Origin of the sequence: Streptomyces sp. NBC_00483, assembly GCF_036013745.1 — a bacterium.
Taxonomy (GTDB): Bacteria; Actinomycetota; Actinomycetes; order Streptomycetales; family Streptomycetaceae; genus Streptomyces.
On record NZ_CP107880.1, the window covers coordinates 8,316,042 to 8,329,205 of the forward strand.

General features: G+C 69.2%; 11 protein-coding genes and 1 pseudogene. 3 read left to right on the plus strand and 9 right to left on the minus strand.

Annotated features, from left to right (window positions below; translation table 11 throughout):
* Window positions 1–20 precede the first annotated feature (20 nt).
* The 4 genes from OHA73_RS37110 to OHA73_RS37125 form a co-directional block, all read right to left on the minus strand.
* Window positions 21–2,216: a xanthine dehydrogenase family protein molybdopterin-binding subunit gene (locus OHA73_RS37110; protein ID WP_266722651.1), complete on the minus strand. Its 2,196-nt coding sequence runs from the start codon at window positions 2,214–2,216 to the stop codon at window positions 21–23.
* Window positions 2,213–3,193 (minus strand): FAD binding domain-containing protein, encoded by a 981-nt coding sequence (locus tag OHA73_RS37115; protein ID WP_266722653.1) that lies wholly within the window; start codon window positions 3,191–3,193, stop codon window positions 2,213–2,215. The genes OHA73_RS37110 and OHA73_RS37115 overlap by 4 nt, the downstream gene beginning before the upstream one ends.
* 12 nt (window positions 3,194–3,205) lie before the next feature.
* Window positions 3,206–3,844, minus strand: coding sequence for a (2Fe-2S)-binding protein (locus OHA73_RS37120; protein ID WP_266722655.1), 639 nt, complete (start codon window positions 3,842–3,844; stop codon window positions 3,206–3,208).
* 256 nt (window positions 3,845–4,100) lie between these two features.
* Window positions 4,101–4,982 carry a helix-turn-helix domain-containing protein gene (locus tag OHA73_RS37125; RefSeq protein ID WP_266722657.1) on the minus strand — a complete coding sequence of 294 codons (882 nt, stop codon included), beginning with the start codon at window positions 4,980–4,982 and terminating at the stop codon, window positions 4,101–4,103.
* Window positions 4,983–5,197: 215 nt separating this feature from the next.
* Here OHA73_RS37125 and OHA73_RS37130 point away from each other — a divergent pair, with 215 nt between their 5' ends.
* The gene (locus OHA73_RS37130; protein ID WP_266722659.1) at window positions 5,198–6,478 is read left to right on the plus strand and encodes a multidrug effflux MFS transporter; all 1,281 of its coding nucleotides are present in this window, start codon (window positions 5,198–5,200) and stop codon (window positions 6,476–6,478) included.
* 33 nt (window positions 6,479–6,511) lie between these two features.
* A complete protein-coding gene (locus tag OHA73_RS37135) occupies window positions 6,512–7,204 on the plus strand; it encodes an N-acetylmuramoyl-L-alanine amidase (protein WP_327657288.1) in 693 nt (230 codons plus the stop codon).
* A gap of 37 nt (window positions 7,205–7,241) precedes the next feature.
* Here the strand turns inward: OHA73_RS37135 and OHA73_RS37140 are convergent, their stop codons facing one another.
* From OHA73_RS37140 to OHA73_RS37155, 4 genes and pseudogenes are all read right to left on the minus strand, one after another.
* Window positions 7,242–8,192 carry an aldo/keto reductase gene (locus OHA73_RS37140; RefSeq protein ID WP_266722661.1) on the minus strand — a complete coding sequence of 317 codons (951 nt, stop codon included), beginning with the start codon at window positions 8,190–8,192 and terminating at the stop codon, window positions 7,242–7,244.
* Between the two features lie 46 nt (window positions 8,193–8,238).
* Window positions 8,239–8,852 (minus strand): annotated as a pseudogene (locus OHA73_RS37145) (SDR family NAD(P)-dependent oxidoreductase).
* A 2-nt stretch (window positions 8,853–8,854) separates the two neighbouring features.
* The gene (locus OHA73_RS37150) at window positions 8,855–9,622 is read right to left on the minus strand and encodes a glucose 1-dehydrogenase (protein WP_266722663.1); all 768 of its coding nucleotides are present in this window, start codon (window positions 9,620–9,622) and stop codon (window positions 8,855–8,857) included.
* A 73-nt stretch (window positions 9,623–9,695) separates the two neighbouring features.
* Window positions 9,696–10,712, minus strand: coding sequence for a zinc-dependent alcohol dehydrogenase family protein (locus OHA73_RS37155; protein ID WP_266722665.1), 1,017 nt, complete (start codon window positions 10,710–10,712; stop codon window positions 9,696–9,698).
* A 287-nt stretch (window positions 10,713–10,999) separates the two neighbouring features.
* Between OHA73_RS37155 and OHA73_RS37160 the strand changes: the two genes are divergently transcribed.
* Complete coding sequence (locus OHA73_RS37160) at window positions 11,000–11,884, plus strand: helix-turn-helix transcriptional regulator (RefSeq protein ID WP_266722667.1); 885 nt, start codon at window positions 11,000–11,002, stop codon at window positions 11,882–11,884.
* Window positions 11,885–11,952: 68 nt separating this feature from the next.
* Here OHA73_RS37160 and OHA73_RS37165 read toward each other — a convergent pair whose 3' ends face one another.
* Window positions 11,953–13,158, minus strand: a complete 1,206-nt coding sequence (locus tag OHA73_RS37165) for an MFS transporter (RefSeq protein WP_266722669.1) — start codon at window positions 13,156–13,158, stop codon at window positions 11,953–11,955.
* Window positions 13,159–13,164: the final 6 nt, after the last annotated feature.

The window sequence follows — 13,164 nt, forward strand, 5'->3', positions numbered from 1 at the left end:
GGCCCGAGGTACCCGTGGTGTCACAGCAATGCTTCTGCCGTGATGGGGAGTTGGCGAACCCGGCGACCAGTGGCGTTGAACACCGCGTTGGCGATGGCGGGGGCCACGCCCACCATGACGACCTCGCCGAGCCCCTTGACACCGAGCGGATCCGCCTCGCGGTCCTCGCCGTCCAGATAGATGGCCTTGAGGTCGGGGACGTCGGCGTGCACCGGCACCAGATAGTCCGCCAGGTTGGCGTTCGCGATGCGGCCGTCGCGGTGGTCGGTGGCAGTGTGCTCCAGCAGGGCCTGCCCGATGCCGCCCACCATGCCGCCGAAGGCCTGGCTCTCGGCGAGCTTGGGGCTGATGATGCGTCCCGCGTCGTACACGCCGAGCACTCGGCGCACCCGCACCAGGCCCAGGGTGGCGTCGACGGCCACCTCGGCGAACGTCGCGTTGTAGGCATGCATGGAGTGCCGTTCCGTGCCCGGCGCCCCGGCGTACGAGCCGTCGGCTTCGAGATGCCCGAGGTCGTTGCGCGAGAGCAGCTGCCGGTACGTCTCGCCGCGGGCCGGGTCACCCTTCACGTGCAGGCGCCCACTGCGCACCACGACGTCCTCGGCGTTCACGCCGTGGAGAGGCGAGTCCTCGTCCTCGATCGCGAGCTCGACGGCCCGTCGGCGGACCTTGTCGCAGCCGTCGAGGACGGCGGAGCCGACGCTGGCCATGGTTTGCGAGCCACCGTGCGGTGGGGTCGGCGGGAAGAGGGAGTCGCCGATACGGACGGTCACGTTGCGGACGGTCAGACCGAGTGCATCGGCGGCGACCTGTGTCTGGGATGTATAGGTCCCCGGGCCCATGTCACTGGCCGCGGTCTCGACGATCGCCGTGCCGTCGGCGGCCAGGCGGACATGGGCCTCGGCGGCGCCGCGCGCGGTGTGATAGACGCCCGCGGCCATGCCCATGCCGATCAGCCAGTCGCCCTCGCGCCGTGCGCGCGGCTTGGCCGAGCGTCGCTCCCAGCCGAACTCGCGGGCGCCCACCGTGTAGCACTCGCGCAGTCGGCGCGTCGACCAGGGCAGCCCGGACGACTCGTCCTCGTCGGGCTCGTTGCGCTGACGCAGTTCGATTGGATCGATGCCGAGCCGGTCGGCGAGTTCGTCGACCGCCGACTCGATCACGTACGACGCCGTCGCGGGACCTGGGCCACGCATCCAGATCGGCGTGTTCACATCCAACGGAACGGTCCGGTAGGCCTGACTCACGTTGCTCGTGCTGTACAGCATCCGGCCGGGGTCCAGGACCCCCTCGGTGAACGTCTCGTACGACGACGTCTCGTGTTCCAACTCGTGGGCCATCGCGGTGAGCCGACCTCGGCGGTCGGCGCCGAGACGCAGGCGGTACTCGTACTCGGGCCGGAAGCCCGTACCGAAGAACTGCTGCTTGCGGGTCAGGACCAGCTTGACGGGACGCTTCACGACCCGTGCCGCGAGCGCGGCGGCCACCGTGTGCGGCCAGCAGCGCAGGCCACTGCCGAACCCGCCGCCGACGAACGGGGAGATGACCCGCACCGACTTGAACGGCACGTCGAACACCGTGGACAGCTCGGTCTGGGTACCGACCACCCATTGGGTCTTGTCCCAGACGGTGAGCTTGTCGCCCTTCCAGCGGGCGATGGTGGCGTGCAGCTCCATCGCGTTGTGGTGGTTGCGAGCCAGGCGGTACGTCAGGTCGAGACGCACATCCGCCTTGCGGAGACCCGAGTCCACATCACCGCGCGAGTACTCCGTGGGCTTGTCCGGCTCGCCCTTGCTCAGCTCGGTCGTGGGATGTTCGGCGTCGTAGCGGACCTTGACGAGGCTCGCGGCGTGCTGGGCCACCTCCAGGGAGGTGGCCACGACGACGGCCACGGGCTGCCCGTGGAAGCGGACCTTGTCGTCCTGGAAGACCCGCAAGCGGGCGCCCGGCGGGTTGTTGGAGGCCTTGTTGTCCTTGTACGGGAGCTTGGGCGCGTTCCCGTGGTGGATCACGGCGAGGACGCCACGCTGGGCCTCGGCATCACTTGTGTCGATCGACGTGATCCGGCCCCGACCGATCGAGGCATCCACCATGACGGCGTGCACGACTCCGGCCACCTCGTGCTCGGCGGAATACTTCGCCCGGCCGGTGACCTTCAACCGGCCGTCCACACGCGAGAGCGGTGCTCCGACGGCTGCCTGCGGCTGGGGGCTCATGCCATGTCTCCTACGGTGCGCAGCTGGCGTTCGACGGTCCGCCGGAGCAGGTCGACCTTGAAGCGGTTGTGCTTCAACGGCCGGGCGCCCTCGGCGGAGCCGGCGGCGGCCTCGGACCACAGCCGGTCCGAAGGGCGCTCACCGGTCAGGGCGCGCTCGACGGCGCGTAGCCGCCAAGGAACGGTGCCGACGCCGCCGGCCGCGACCCTGGCCTCGCGGATGACTCCGTCGCTGACGTGCAGGGCGACGGCCGCCGAGGTGAGGGCGAACTCGTACGACTGCCGGTCGCGGACCTTGAGGTATCCGGACTTGAGCGGGCGGGGGAGCGCGGGAAGCTCGACCGCGGTGATCAGCTCGCCGTGCCTGAGCGCATGCTCACGGTTCGGCGTGTTGCCCGGACGGAGCAGGAAGTCGAGGAACGGGACGGTGCGTTCGCCGTCGGGACCGAGCAGATGGACCTGAGCGTCCAGGGCCGCGAAGGCGACGGCCACGTCCGAGGGATGGGTGGCGACGCAGCTCTCGGACGTGCCGAGAATCGCGTGCGCGCGGTTCACGCCCCCGCGCGCCGCACACCCCGAGCCCGGCTCCCGCTTGTTGCAGTCGGCGGTGACATCGCGGAAGTACGTGCAGCGGGTGCGCTGCATGATGTTGCCGCCGATGGTGGCCATGTTGCGCAGCTGGGCCGACGCGCTCAGCTCCAGCGCCTCGGACACGACCGGGAAGAGGCTGCGCACCTTCGAGTGCGCGGCGGCCTCGCTCATCGTCACCAGGGCACCGATGCGGAGGCCTCCGCGCTTGGTGACGTTGAACTCGCGCAGCGGCAGCCTGCTGATGTCGACGAGTGTGTCGGGCCGTTCGACGGTCTCGCGCATGAGGTCGACGAGTGTGGTGCCACCGGCGATGTAGCGGCCGCCACGACGCCCGGCGCCGACAGCCTCACGGGCGTCGTTCGCCTGTGTGTAGGTGAAGGGATGCATAGGGGTCGTGTCTCACTTCCGGCCGGCGGTCTGCTCGACCGCGCGCACGATCTTCGGGTAACAGCCGCAGCGGCAGATGTTGCCGCTCATCCACTCGCGGATCTCGTCAGGGGAGCCCGTGTGGCCCTCCTCGATGCAGCCGACGCCGGACATGATCTGGCCGGGTGTGCAGTAGCCGCACTGGAAGGCGTCCTCGTCGATGAAGGCCTGCTGCAGCGGGTGGAGCTTGTCCTCGGTGCTGATGCCTTCGATGGTGGTGACCTCGGCGCCGTCGAGGCGAACGGCCAGCGTGAGACAGGAGTTGACGCGCCGTCCGTCGACGAGGACCGTGCAGGCCCCGCAAGCGCCCGCGTTGCAGCCCTTCTTCGAACCGGTGAGCTCCAAGTGCTCGCGCAGCAGGTCGAGCAGCGACGTGCGGTTGTCGACGGTGAACGTGTGTCGGCGGCCGTTGACGCTCAGGGCGACTCGGCTCGTGGGGGCGGCCGTCGCGGCCGCCGCTTCGGGTTCGGAGAGGATGCTCCCTCCGATGACGCCCCCCGCGATCGCGACACCGCCCACGGCCGTGGTCGTGGCGATGAACGTACGTCGCGTCGGCGCCGGGCTTGCTTCGTTCGGCGGGGGTGGGGCGGAGTCGGAAAGCTCGGTAGACATAGGAAGTCTTTCGCTCGCGATGGGAGACGGGGAAGCTGCCGGTGATTCCGCGACGCTTTCCGAACCGACCGTTACCGACGAAGGATCTCGTGGATTCCTGCTACTTGATGTTCATCGGCCGGGGGAGGCGAATTGCGGGCCTCCTCGACGTCTTCGCGTTTCAGGTCGCACCGCACTCGCGGAGATCACTTGCGGATATCCACGCTGCGATCGTACGACGGTCGGCGGAGGATTCGAGGATTTCAAGGGTGCCCTGTCAGTACACCTCTCGGCGGAACTCCGGGAGCTCGGAGGCGGCCCAAGAGGCGAGCAGCCGCAGGTTTTCCCTTGTTGGAGAGCCGGGCTCGGCGCTGTAGACGGTGAGGTTGAGACCGGGGTCGGCGGCCAGGTCAAGTCCTTCGTACGCCAAGGCCAGTTCGCCGACGACAGGGTGGCGGAAGTGCTTCACGCCCGTGCCGTGGTGGCGCACATCGTGCGCGCCCCATCGCCTGCGGAACTCGTCGCTGCACGTGGACAGTTCACCCACCAGATCGTGCAGCTCCTTGTCGTACGGGTTGCGTCCCGCCTCGGTCCGCAGAATGGCGACGGTGATGTCGGCCATCAGCTCCCAGTCCACGTAGAAATTGTGGGCCCTTTCGTCGAGGAACCCGAAACGGGCGAAGTTCGACGGGCATCGCGAGTTGTCGTACATGTCGCAGAGAAAGGCCCGCGCGAGATGATTCGAGGCGAGTAGATCCATTCGGCCGTTGCGGATGAATGCGGGGCCCTCGGTGATCGAGTCGAGCATCCATTGCAGTCCAGGGCGTGGCGTCCAGCGCTTGGTGGCGCGTCGTCTGGGCCGTGTCAGAGCGGTCATGCCCCCGGCCGCCTGCGCCAAATTGAACAGGTGGGCTCGCTCCGCGTCGTCCAGCTGCAACGCGCGGGCGACGCCTGCGAGCACAGCGGCGGACGCCCCGGCCAGGTTCCCCCGCTCCAGCCGTGAGTAGTACTCCGTGCTCACATCGGCCAGTGCGGCGACCTCGCTGCGGCGCAGTCCCGGCACCCGGCGGTTGGGCCCTGCGGGCAGTCCGGCTTGTTCAGGAGTGATCTTGGCTCGCCGCGAGACGAGGAACTCGCGGACTTCCGTTCGATTGTCCACGTGACGACCGTAAGTGCGTGATGCTCGCCGTGGGGTGCCCTGTGAGTACCCCTCCCAGCAGGGTCCCCCAGCTGTCCCACTGGGGAGACAGGGGCCCTGGAGTACACCCCTCAGGAGGGACTCCCGCACGCGCGCCTACCGAGGTTTGCTGGTCGTGCAAGAAGTCGTCTGGACCTCACGGATCAACCGTGACGTCACCCCCCGGAAGGAAGCGCGTGAGCGCCACCCCTGACCGGCCCGCCACACGCACACGTGCCGTGGGCCGGCCCCTGGCAATCGTTCTGTGTCTGCTGACGGTCTTCGGACCGATCTCCATGGATCTGTACCTGCCTGTCCTGCCTGCTCTCACCGACGAGTTGGGGGCGGCCACCTCCACGGCGCAACTCACCGTCACCGCTTGCCTGTTCGGCCTCGCGCTCGGTCAGACCATCGCCGGCCCGTTGTCGGACCGGTTCGGTCGTCGGCGGCCGCTGCTCATCGGCGTGGTGGCGTACGTGCTCACATCCGTGCTGTGCGCGGTCAGCCCGACCGTCGAGACACTGGTCGCCGCGCGGTTCGTTCAGGGGCTTGCCGGAGCGGTGGGCATCGTCATCGCTCAGGCGGCCGGGCGGGACCTCTACGCGGGCAAGCAACTCGTGCGGTACTACGGCCGGCTGACCGTGATCGCGGGTCTCGCGGCCATCATCGGCCCGGTGTTCGGTGGGCAGCTGGCCGCCGTCACCGACTGGCGCGGCATTTTCCTGTTCCTGTCGGCGGTCGGCGCTGCGATCCTGGTCGCGGTTCTGGTCGTCCTCCGTGAAACCCTGCCGCGGCACAACCGCGTCGCGGGCGGGTTCGCGCAGACCGGTCGCGCCTACCGGAAGCTGCTCGCCGACCGGGCGTTCCTCGGCGCGGTGCTCGTCATCGGCTTTCTGAACGCTGCCATCTTCGCGTACCTCAGTGGCGCGACGTATGTGCTCCAGGGCTTTTACGGACTCTCCCCGCAGGGCTACTCCCTCGCGTTCGGTCTGAACTCGCTCGGGTTCATGGTGTGCGGCTTCGTCGCCGGACGGACGGCGGAACGGTGGTCGGAACGAGGCACGCTGGTCACTGGTCTGACGGTGTGCCTGCTCGGTGCGGGAGGACTACTCCTCACCGCCCTCCTGCACCTTCCTCTTCCCGCCGTGGTGGTCTCGCTGTTGCTGATGGTGAGCGGCGTGGCCACCGCGACTCCGCCCGCGACGGCCCTCGCCCTGGCCGGTTACCCGGACGTCGCGGGCACGGCCTCGTCGCTCTTGGGACTCGCCCAGTTCGCCCTCGGAGGCCTCGTGGCACCGCTCGCAGGGGCCGGGGGGCCGGACACCGCCGTACCGCTCGGGTGTGTCACCGTCACCTCCACCGCACTCGCCGCGACGGCCTACGCCACGATGATCCGCCGCTCCACTGCGGCGTCCTCGGCCGGCCCGGACACACCAACGAATGACGCCAGGAAGCAGCCGGCGCAGACGGCTTCCTGACACCTTCATGCGCACACCCGACGAGGCGGCACCGTGAATCGACATCCAGAACCCGACTCCGTATCCCGGGCGGAGAGTGCGTCCCGACGGCCGCGGCCACTGCTCCTGGCGGTGGCCGCACTGGCCGCCGCCGTCGGCATCACCACGGCCGCGGTCACCGCCGGCGATCCTCCGGGCAGCGCCCCCAGCGGTGTGGAGAGGGACAACCGGCCCGGTGCGGTGGACGCGGCATCGGCTCAGTGGCTCGCCGCCTCACCGGCCAACTATCGGGTCGCCGACCGCCCGGACGACTACCGCGTCGACCGCATCGTCGTCCATGTGACGCAGTCCCGCTTCGCGGACGCCGTTCACGCCTTCCGTGACCCCGCACATCAGGCCGCCGCCCACTATGTGGTGCGAGCATCCGACGGCCACATCGCCCAGACCGTCCGCGAGGCGGATGTGGCTTACCACGCGGGCAACAGGGAGTGGAACGAGCGCAGCGTCGGCGTCGAACACGAAGGGTATGTCGACGACCCGCAGCGCTGGTTCACCGACGCCGCCTACGAAGCCTCCGCGGAGCTCGTCGCCGGGATCGCCGAGCGGCACGGCATCCCGGTCGACCGCGAGCACATCGTCGGCCACAGCGAGGTCCCCGGCGCGACCCACACGGATCCGGGCCGCTACTGGGACTGGGACCGGTATTTGCGACTGGTCCGGGATGCGCAGGAACGGCTCACCGCCTGAACCCCTCGTCGGTGTGCCGCTACCAAGCCTGGCCTGGTCAGGGCACCCGGTGCCCGGCTGCGCTGATCAGGCCGTACCACTCGGCACGGGTGAGTGGGATGTCAGAGCCCGCTGCGGCCTCGGCGACACGTTCCGGGGTGGTCGTGCCGAGGACGACCTGCATGGCTGCCGGGTGCCGGGTGATCCACGCCGTGGCGATCGCGATCGGGGTCGCGCCGTACTTCGCGGTGAGTCGGTCCAACAGCTCATTGAGCTCCGGGTAGTCCTCGGAGCCGAAGAAGACGCCGTCCTGGAAGCCCTTCTGGAACGGAGACCAAGCCTGCAGCGTGATTCCGCTGATGCGGCAGTAGTCGACGATGCCGCCGCCGTCGCGGGTGAGGGAGTCGGGCTCGCCGACCATGTTCGAGGCCAGCCCCTGAGCCACGATCGTGGAGTGTGTCACCGAGAGCTGGACCTGGTTGGCCACCAACGGCTGCCGCACGGCGGTCTTGAGCAGGTCGATCTGGCGCGGGGTGTGGTTGGAGACACCGAACGCCCGGACCTTGCCGGAGGATTCGAGGTCGTCGAAGGCCCGTGCCACCTCTTCGGGTTCGACGAGGGCGTCGGGCCGGTGCAGGAGCAGCACGTCGATGTAGTCCGTGTTGAGCGCGCGCAGCGAGTCCTCGACGGAGGAGACGATGTGTGTGTAGGACGAGTCGTAGTGCCACTCCGCGTCCACGATCCCGGTCTTCGTCTGCAGCGTGATCTGCTCACGCTCCGCCGCGGAGAGCCCGAGCGCCTCGCCGAAGCGGCGCTCGCACCAGTGCGTGCCGCCGCCGGGGTGCTTGAACCCGTACAGATCGGCGTGGTCGAAGAAGTCGATCCCCGCCTCGCGCGCGGTGGTGTAGAGGTCGCGGATCTGGTCGTCGGTCTTGTCGGAGATCCGCATCATCCCGCTGATGACGTTCGGGGCGCGGCCGTCGTTCGTGCCGAAGGGCACGGTCCTCATGGTGTTCTCTCTCTGTTGCTTGTTTCGATACGGGGTGGGGTGTCGCCTACTGCGCGGTGAAGCCGCCGTCGACGGGCAGCGCCACTCCGGTGACGTAGCCAGCGCCATCGCTGCACAGTCACAGCACTGCGCCGGCGATCTCCTCGGGCCCGCCGACGCGGGCCATCGGGGTCACGGCGAGCGTGGCGTCCACGTCGAGTTCGCCCGCGGTGCTCATGCGCTCGACCATCGGGGTAGCGATCGTGCCGGGGCACACGGCGTTGACGCGGATGCCGAGCGGCGCGTACTCGAGGCCCAGACACCGCGCAGGTTGACCGCGACGACCGAGTCGAAGGACGTGGCGGGTTCGTCGGCCGCTCCGGAGGGAGGGAGCATGATGCCGGCGTTGTTGAAGGCCATGTCGAGGCGGCCGAACGCCTCGACGGTCGCGGCGACGGCATCGGCGACCTGCTGCTCATCGGACACATCGCATTCCAGGGCGAGCATGCGGTAGCCGTCGCGGGTTAACTCCTCGCCGAGGCGCTCCACGGCGTCACGGTTGATGTCCGCCAGCGCGACCGCGGCACCTGCCTCGGCGAAGGCACGAGCCGTGGCCGCACCCATGCCGGCGCTGGCGCCGGTGACGAACGCGACCTGCCCACTGAAGTCGTATTGCACCATCGTCACAGGCCGACGGTCTGACCGCCGTCGACGACCATCGCGTGGCCCGTGGCGAAGGCCCCCAGGTCGGAGCAGAGCCACAGCACGGCGGAGGCGATCTCCTCGGGGCGCCCCATGCGTCCGACCGGCTCCTGGGCGATCACACGGGCCCGGCCCTCCGGAGTGCCGCCCGAGAACCGGTCCATCATCGGGGTCTCGATGATGCCCGGACAGACCGCGTTGACCCGGATCCCGTCGGCGGCGTAGTCCAGCGCCGTCGACTTCGTCAGTCCGATGACGGCGTGCTTCACCGCGGCGTAGGCGGCCTGCCCGCGGATACCGATCACGCCCGCGCCCGAGGAGGTGTTCACGATCGACCCGCCGCCGGTCTGCAGCATCAGCGGAATCTGCGCCTTCATGCACAGGAACACACCCCGCAGGTCGACGTCGAGAAGGCGGTCGAACTCTGCTTCCGTGATGTCCGCGAGCGGCGCGGGCGGCTGCTCGATGCCGGCGTTGTTGAAGGCGATGTCGAGGCGGCCGAACTCCTCCATTGTCTGCTGCAGCGCCGCGGCGATGTCCGCGGAGTTCGTGGCGTCGCACTTGACGGACAGGACGCGTCCGCCATGCGTGGCGACCTGGCGTGCCGTCTCGGCGTTGCCCTCCTCGTCGATGCCGGTGACGACCACGTGGGCGCCTTCCTCGGCGAACGCGACTGCCGTGGCGCGGCCGATGCCACTGCCGGCGCCGGAGATGAAGGCGACCTTGTCCTTGAAGCGCTGTGCGGTCACGATCTGTCACTTGCCTTTCTCGGCGGAGAGAGGAGGGCCATGCCGGGCGGCATGACCCTGGTGCGGTGGCCGCTCAGGGGGTGAGGAGGGTCTTGACGGCGCGCCGCTCATCCATGGCCCGGTAGCCCTCGGCGACCTCCTCCAGCGGCAGGGTGAGGTCGAAGACCTTGCCTGGGTCGATCCGTCCGGTCAGGACGCGGTCGATGAGGTCGGGCAGGTAGCGGCGTACGGGGGCGGGACCGCCGCGCAGGCCGACGTGGGAGAAGAACAGTTCCTGGCCGTCGACGGCGACCTCGTGCGGCACGCCGACGAAGCCGACGTTGCCGCCGGGCCGGGCCGCGCGCAGAGCCTGCTGCATGGACTGTTCGGTGCCCACGCACTCGAGCACGGAGTCGGCGCCGATGCCGTCGGTGAGGTCCTTGATGCGGGCGACGCCCTCGTCGCCGCGTTCGGTGACGATGTCGGTGGCGCCGAATTCCAAAGCCAGCTTCTGCCTGCTCTCGTGTCGGCTCATGGCGATGATCCGCTCGGCGCCCATTTCCTTGGCGGCGATGACACCACACAGGCCGACAGCCCCGTCGCCGACGACGACGGCCGTGGAGCCGGACTCGACCTCGGCGGCGTCGGCGGCCCACCAGCCGGTGCCCATGACGTCGGAGACGGCGAGCAGGCCGGCCCAGTGCTTCTCGTCCGGCACCTCGTCGGTGGCGACGAGGGTGCCGTGGGCGTTGGGGATGCGTACGTAGTCGGCCTGGCAGGTGGACATGAACTCGCGGTGCAGGCAGCTCGACTGGAAGCCGTTGCGGCAGTTCGCGCAGGTGTTGTCGGAGGTGGCGAAGGAGCCGACCACGAACTGTCCGGGCCGTACGTGGGTGACCTCGCTGCCGACCTCTTCCACGAAGCCGACGTACTCGTGCCCCATCGGGTGCGGGTCGCCGATGGGCTCCGCGCCGCGGTAGGGCCACAGGTCCGACCCGCATACGCACGTCACGGCGGTACGGATGATGGCGTCGGTGGGGTGGAGGAGCTTCGGGTCGTCGAGCGTCTCGAAGCGGACGTCGCCGGGGGCGTGGATCACTGCTCCGCGCATGAGGTGGGTCCTTACGTGCTGAGAGCGGGCCGCGCGTATCGGCTCCGCCGCTGTGTTCGTCGTCCTGAGGTGACACATCAATTTCCGCGGGGCCCTTGTACCGGCCCCTTGAGATGTCACGTCTTCCAGGTAACCGCGATTTCGGGCGGGCTGCGAGTCACTGTTGAGGGGGGTACTGGCAGGGCACCCTTCAGAGTGGCGCTGGGGGATTCGGAGAGGCGTCGCTGCGAATGGGGGTACTCCGAGGGCCTCCTTCGACGACGTTTGCTCGGGCTACCGTGGAAAGCGTGGATAACCGTGCAGAGGTCCGTGAATTCCTCACTTCCAGACGTGCCCAGGTCACCCCCAAAGACGTCGGCCTGCCGGCCGGAACGAACCGGCGGGTGAGCGGACTGCGGCGCAGCGAGGTGGCCACGCTCGCCGGGGTGAGCGTGGAGTACTACACCCGCCTGGAACGCGGAGGGATCAGCGGAGCATCACCGGAGGTGCTCGACGCGATCGCCAGGGCCCTGCGTCTGGATGACGCCGAGCGGGCCCACTTGTTCGACCTCGCGCACGCCGCCAGCCCGGTCGCCAGGCCGCCGCGGCGGCGCAGCGCAAAGGGCTGGACGCCGCACGAGAGCCTCCAATGGGCATTGGACGCCGTGATCGCCGGGCCGGCGTTCGTCCGTAACGGGCGCATGGACCTCCTCGCGGCAAACCAGCTCGCGCGGGCGTTCTACATGGAGGTCTACGACATGCCCGTCCAGCCGCCCAACATCGCGCGGCACGTCTTCCTGGACGAGCGGGCCAGTGAGTTCTACCCGGACTGGGACGCCTTCGCGGAAGTCACCATCTCCATCCTGCGCACCGAGGCGGGCCGAGACCCTCACAACAAGGAGCTCCACGATCTGATCGGCGAACTCTGCACTCGCAGCGAGGAGTTCCGCCGTCGATGGGGTGCTCACAACGTCCGCCACCACGGTGCCGGCTTCAAGACCTTCCGGCATCCTGTCGTCGGCGAGGTGACGCTGGCGTTCGAGGGCCTGGAAATGGCCGCCGAGCCGGGTCTGACCCTGACCATCTACACCGCGGAGCCGGGCTCCGCCTCCGAGGAGCGGCTGCGTCTGCTCTCCTCCTGGTCTGCGGACGAGTGCCGGACGGAGACGCAGGAGGAACAGCATCGCTCCTGACGCTGATGATGTGGTGGAGGGCGGGACCGCAGTCGCGGTCCCGCCCTCCACCACATCATCAGGGGCGCTCAGCGACGGTCGCGGGCGGCGAGGATCGTGAGCGGGAGGAAGTAGAGAGCGGAGATGGCCGTGCCGACCACGACGGGGCCCGTCGCACCGAGCGCCGACTCAAGGGCGAACCCCGCGACCCACGAGCCCACCGCAGTACCGAAGTTGAACGCGGAGGTGCTCAGCGCGGACGCGAGTGTTGGCGCCTGACCCGCATAACCGACGGCCTTGCCGATCAGGACGGGGTTCGTGGACATGCCGAACAGTCCGAGCAGCGCCACCAGCACCACGGTCACGACCAGGTGGTGTGAGAAGAGCGCGAGCGCGCCGAGCACGAGGAACGTCATGCCCGCGGAGGTGAACAGCAGCTGGTAGGGGCGGTGCGAGCCGACGCGCCCACCCAGATAGGAGCCGATCAGCGCGCCGACCCCGTAGGCGACGAGCACGAGCGGCACCGCGGTCGTCGCCAGCCCCGTGTTGGTGACAAGGAGCGGCGAGATGAAGCTGTACGCGGCCAGGGAGGAGCCACACACGATGGCGCAGCAAGCCAGCGTGAGCCAGACACGACCTTCCCGCAGACTGCTCAGCTCAGCGCGCACGGAGGGCAGCGGGCCGGACGTCGGGTCTGGTGCCACTTGCCGGTAGACCACGAGCGCGCCGAGCGCGGCGAGGAGGGCGAGCGCCCAGAAGGGGCCGCGCCAGCCGACGGTCTGTCCCGCGAAGGCGCCCAGCGGAACCCCCAGCACGTTGGCGAGCATTCCGCCGCCCAGGACGATGCCCAGGGCGCGTGAACTGGCCGCAGGCCCGGCCGCCTTGGCCGCGACGACGGCCGCGACAGCCCAGAAGGCGCCGGTGGCGAGGGCCGTGAGGAACCGCGCGCCGAGCACCACAGCGTAGTTCGAGGTCAACGCGACGATGACGTGCCCGACGGCGAAGACGAGCAGCGCAAGGCTCAGTGTCAGGCGCCGGGGAAGCTTGAGCGTGAGGACGGCCATCAACGGGGTGCCGACGATCATGCCGATCGCGAACACGGTGATCATCAAGCCCGCGCCGGCGACGGTGATGTCCAGATCGCGGGCGATCTCGGGAAGAAGGCCCGCGACGACGAACTCTGTCGTCCCCATGAGAAAGGTGCCTGCGGCCAGCAGGTAGATCACCAGCGGCAGGCGTGTTCGGGAAGGTGTGGGCGCGGGAGCGGGCGTGGGCGGACTCGTGACGGTCGTCATGGTGGT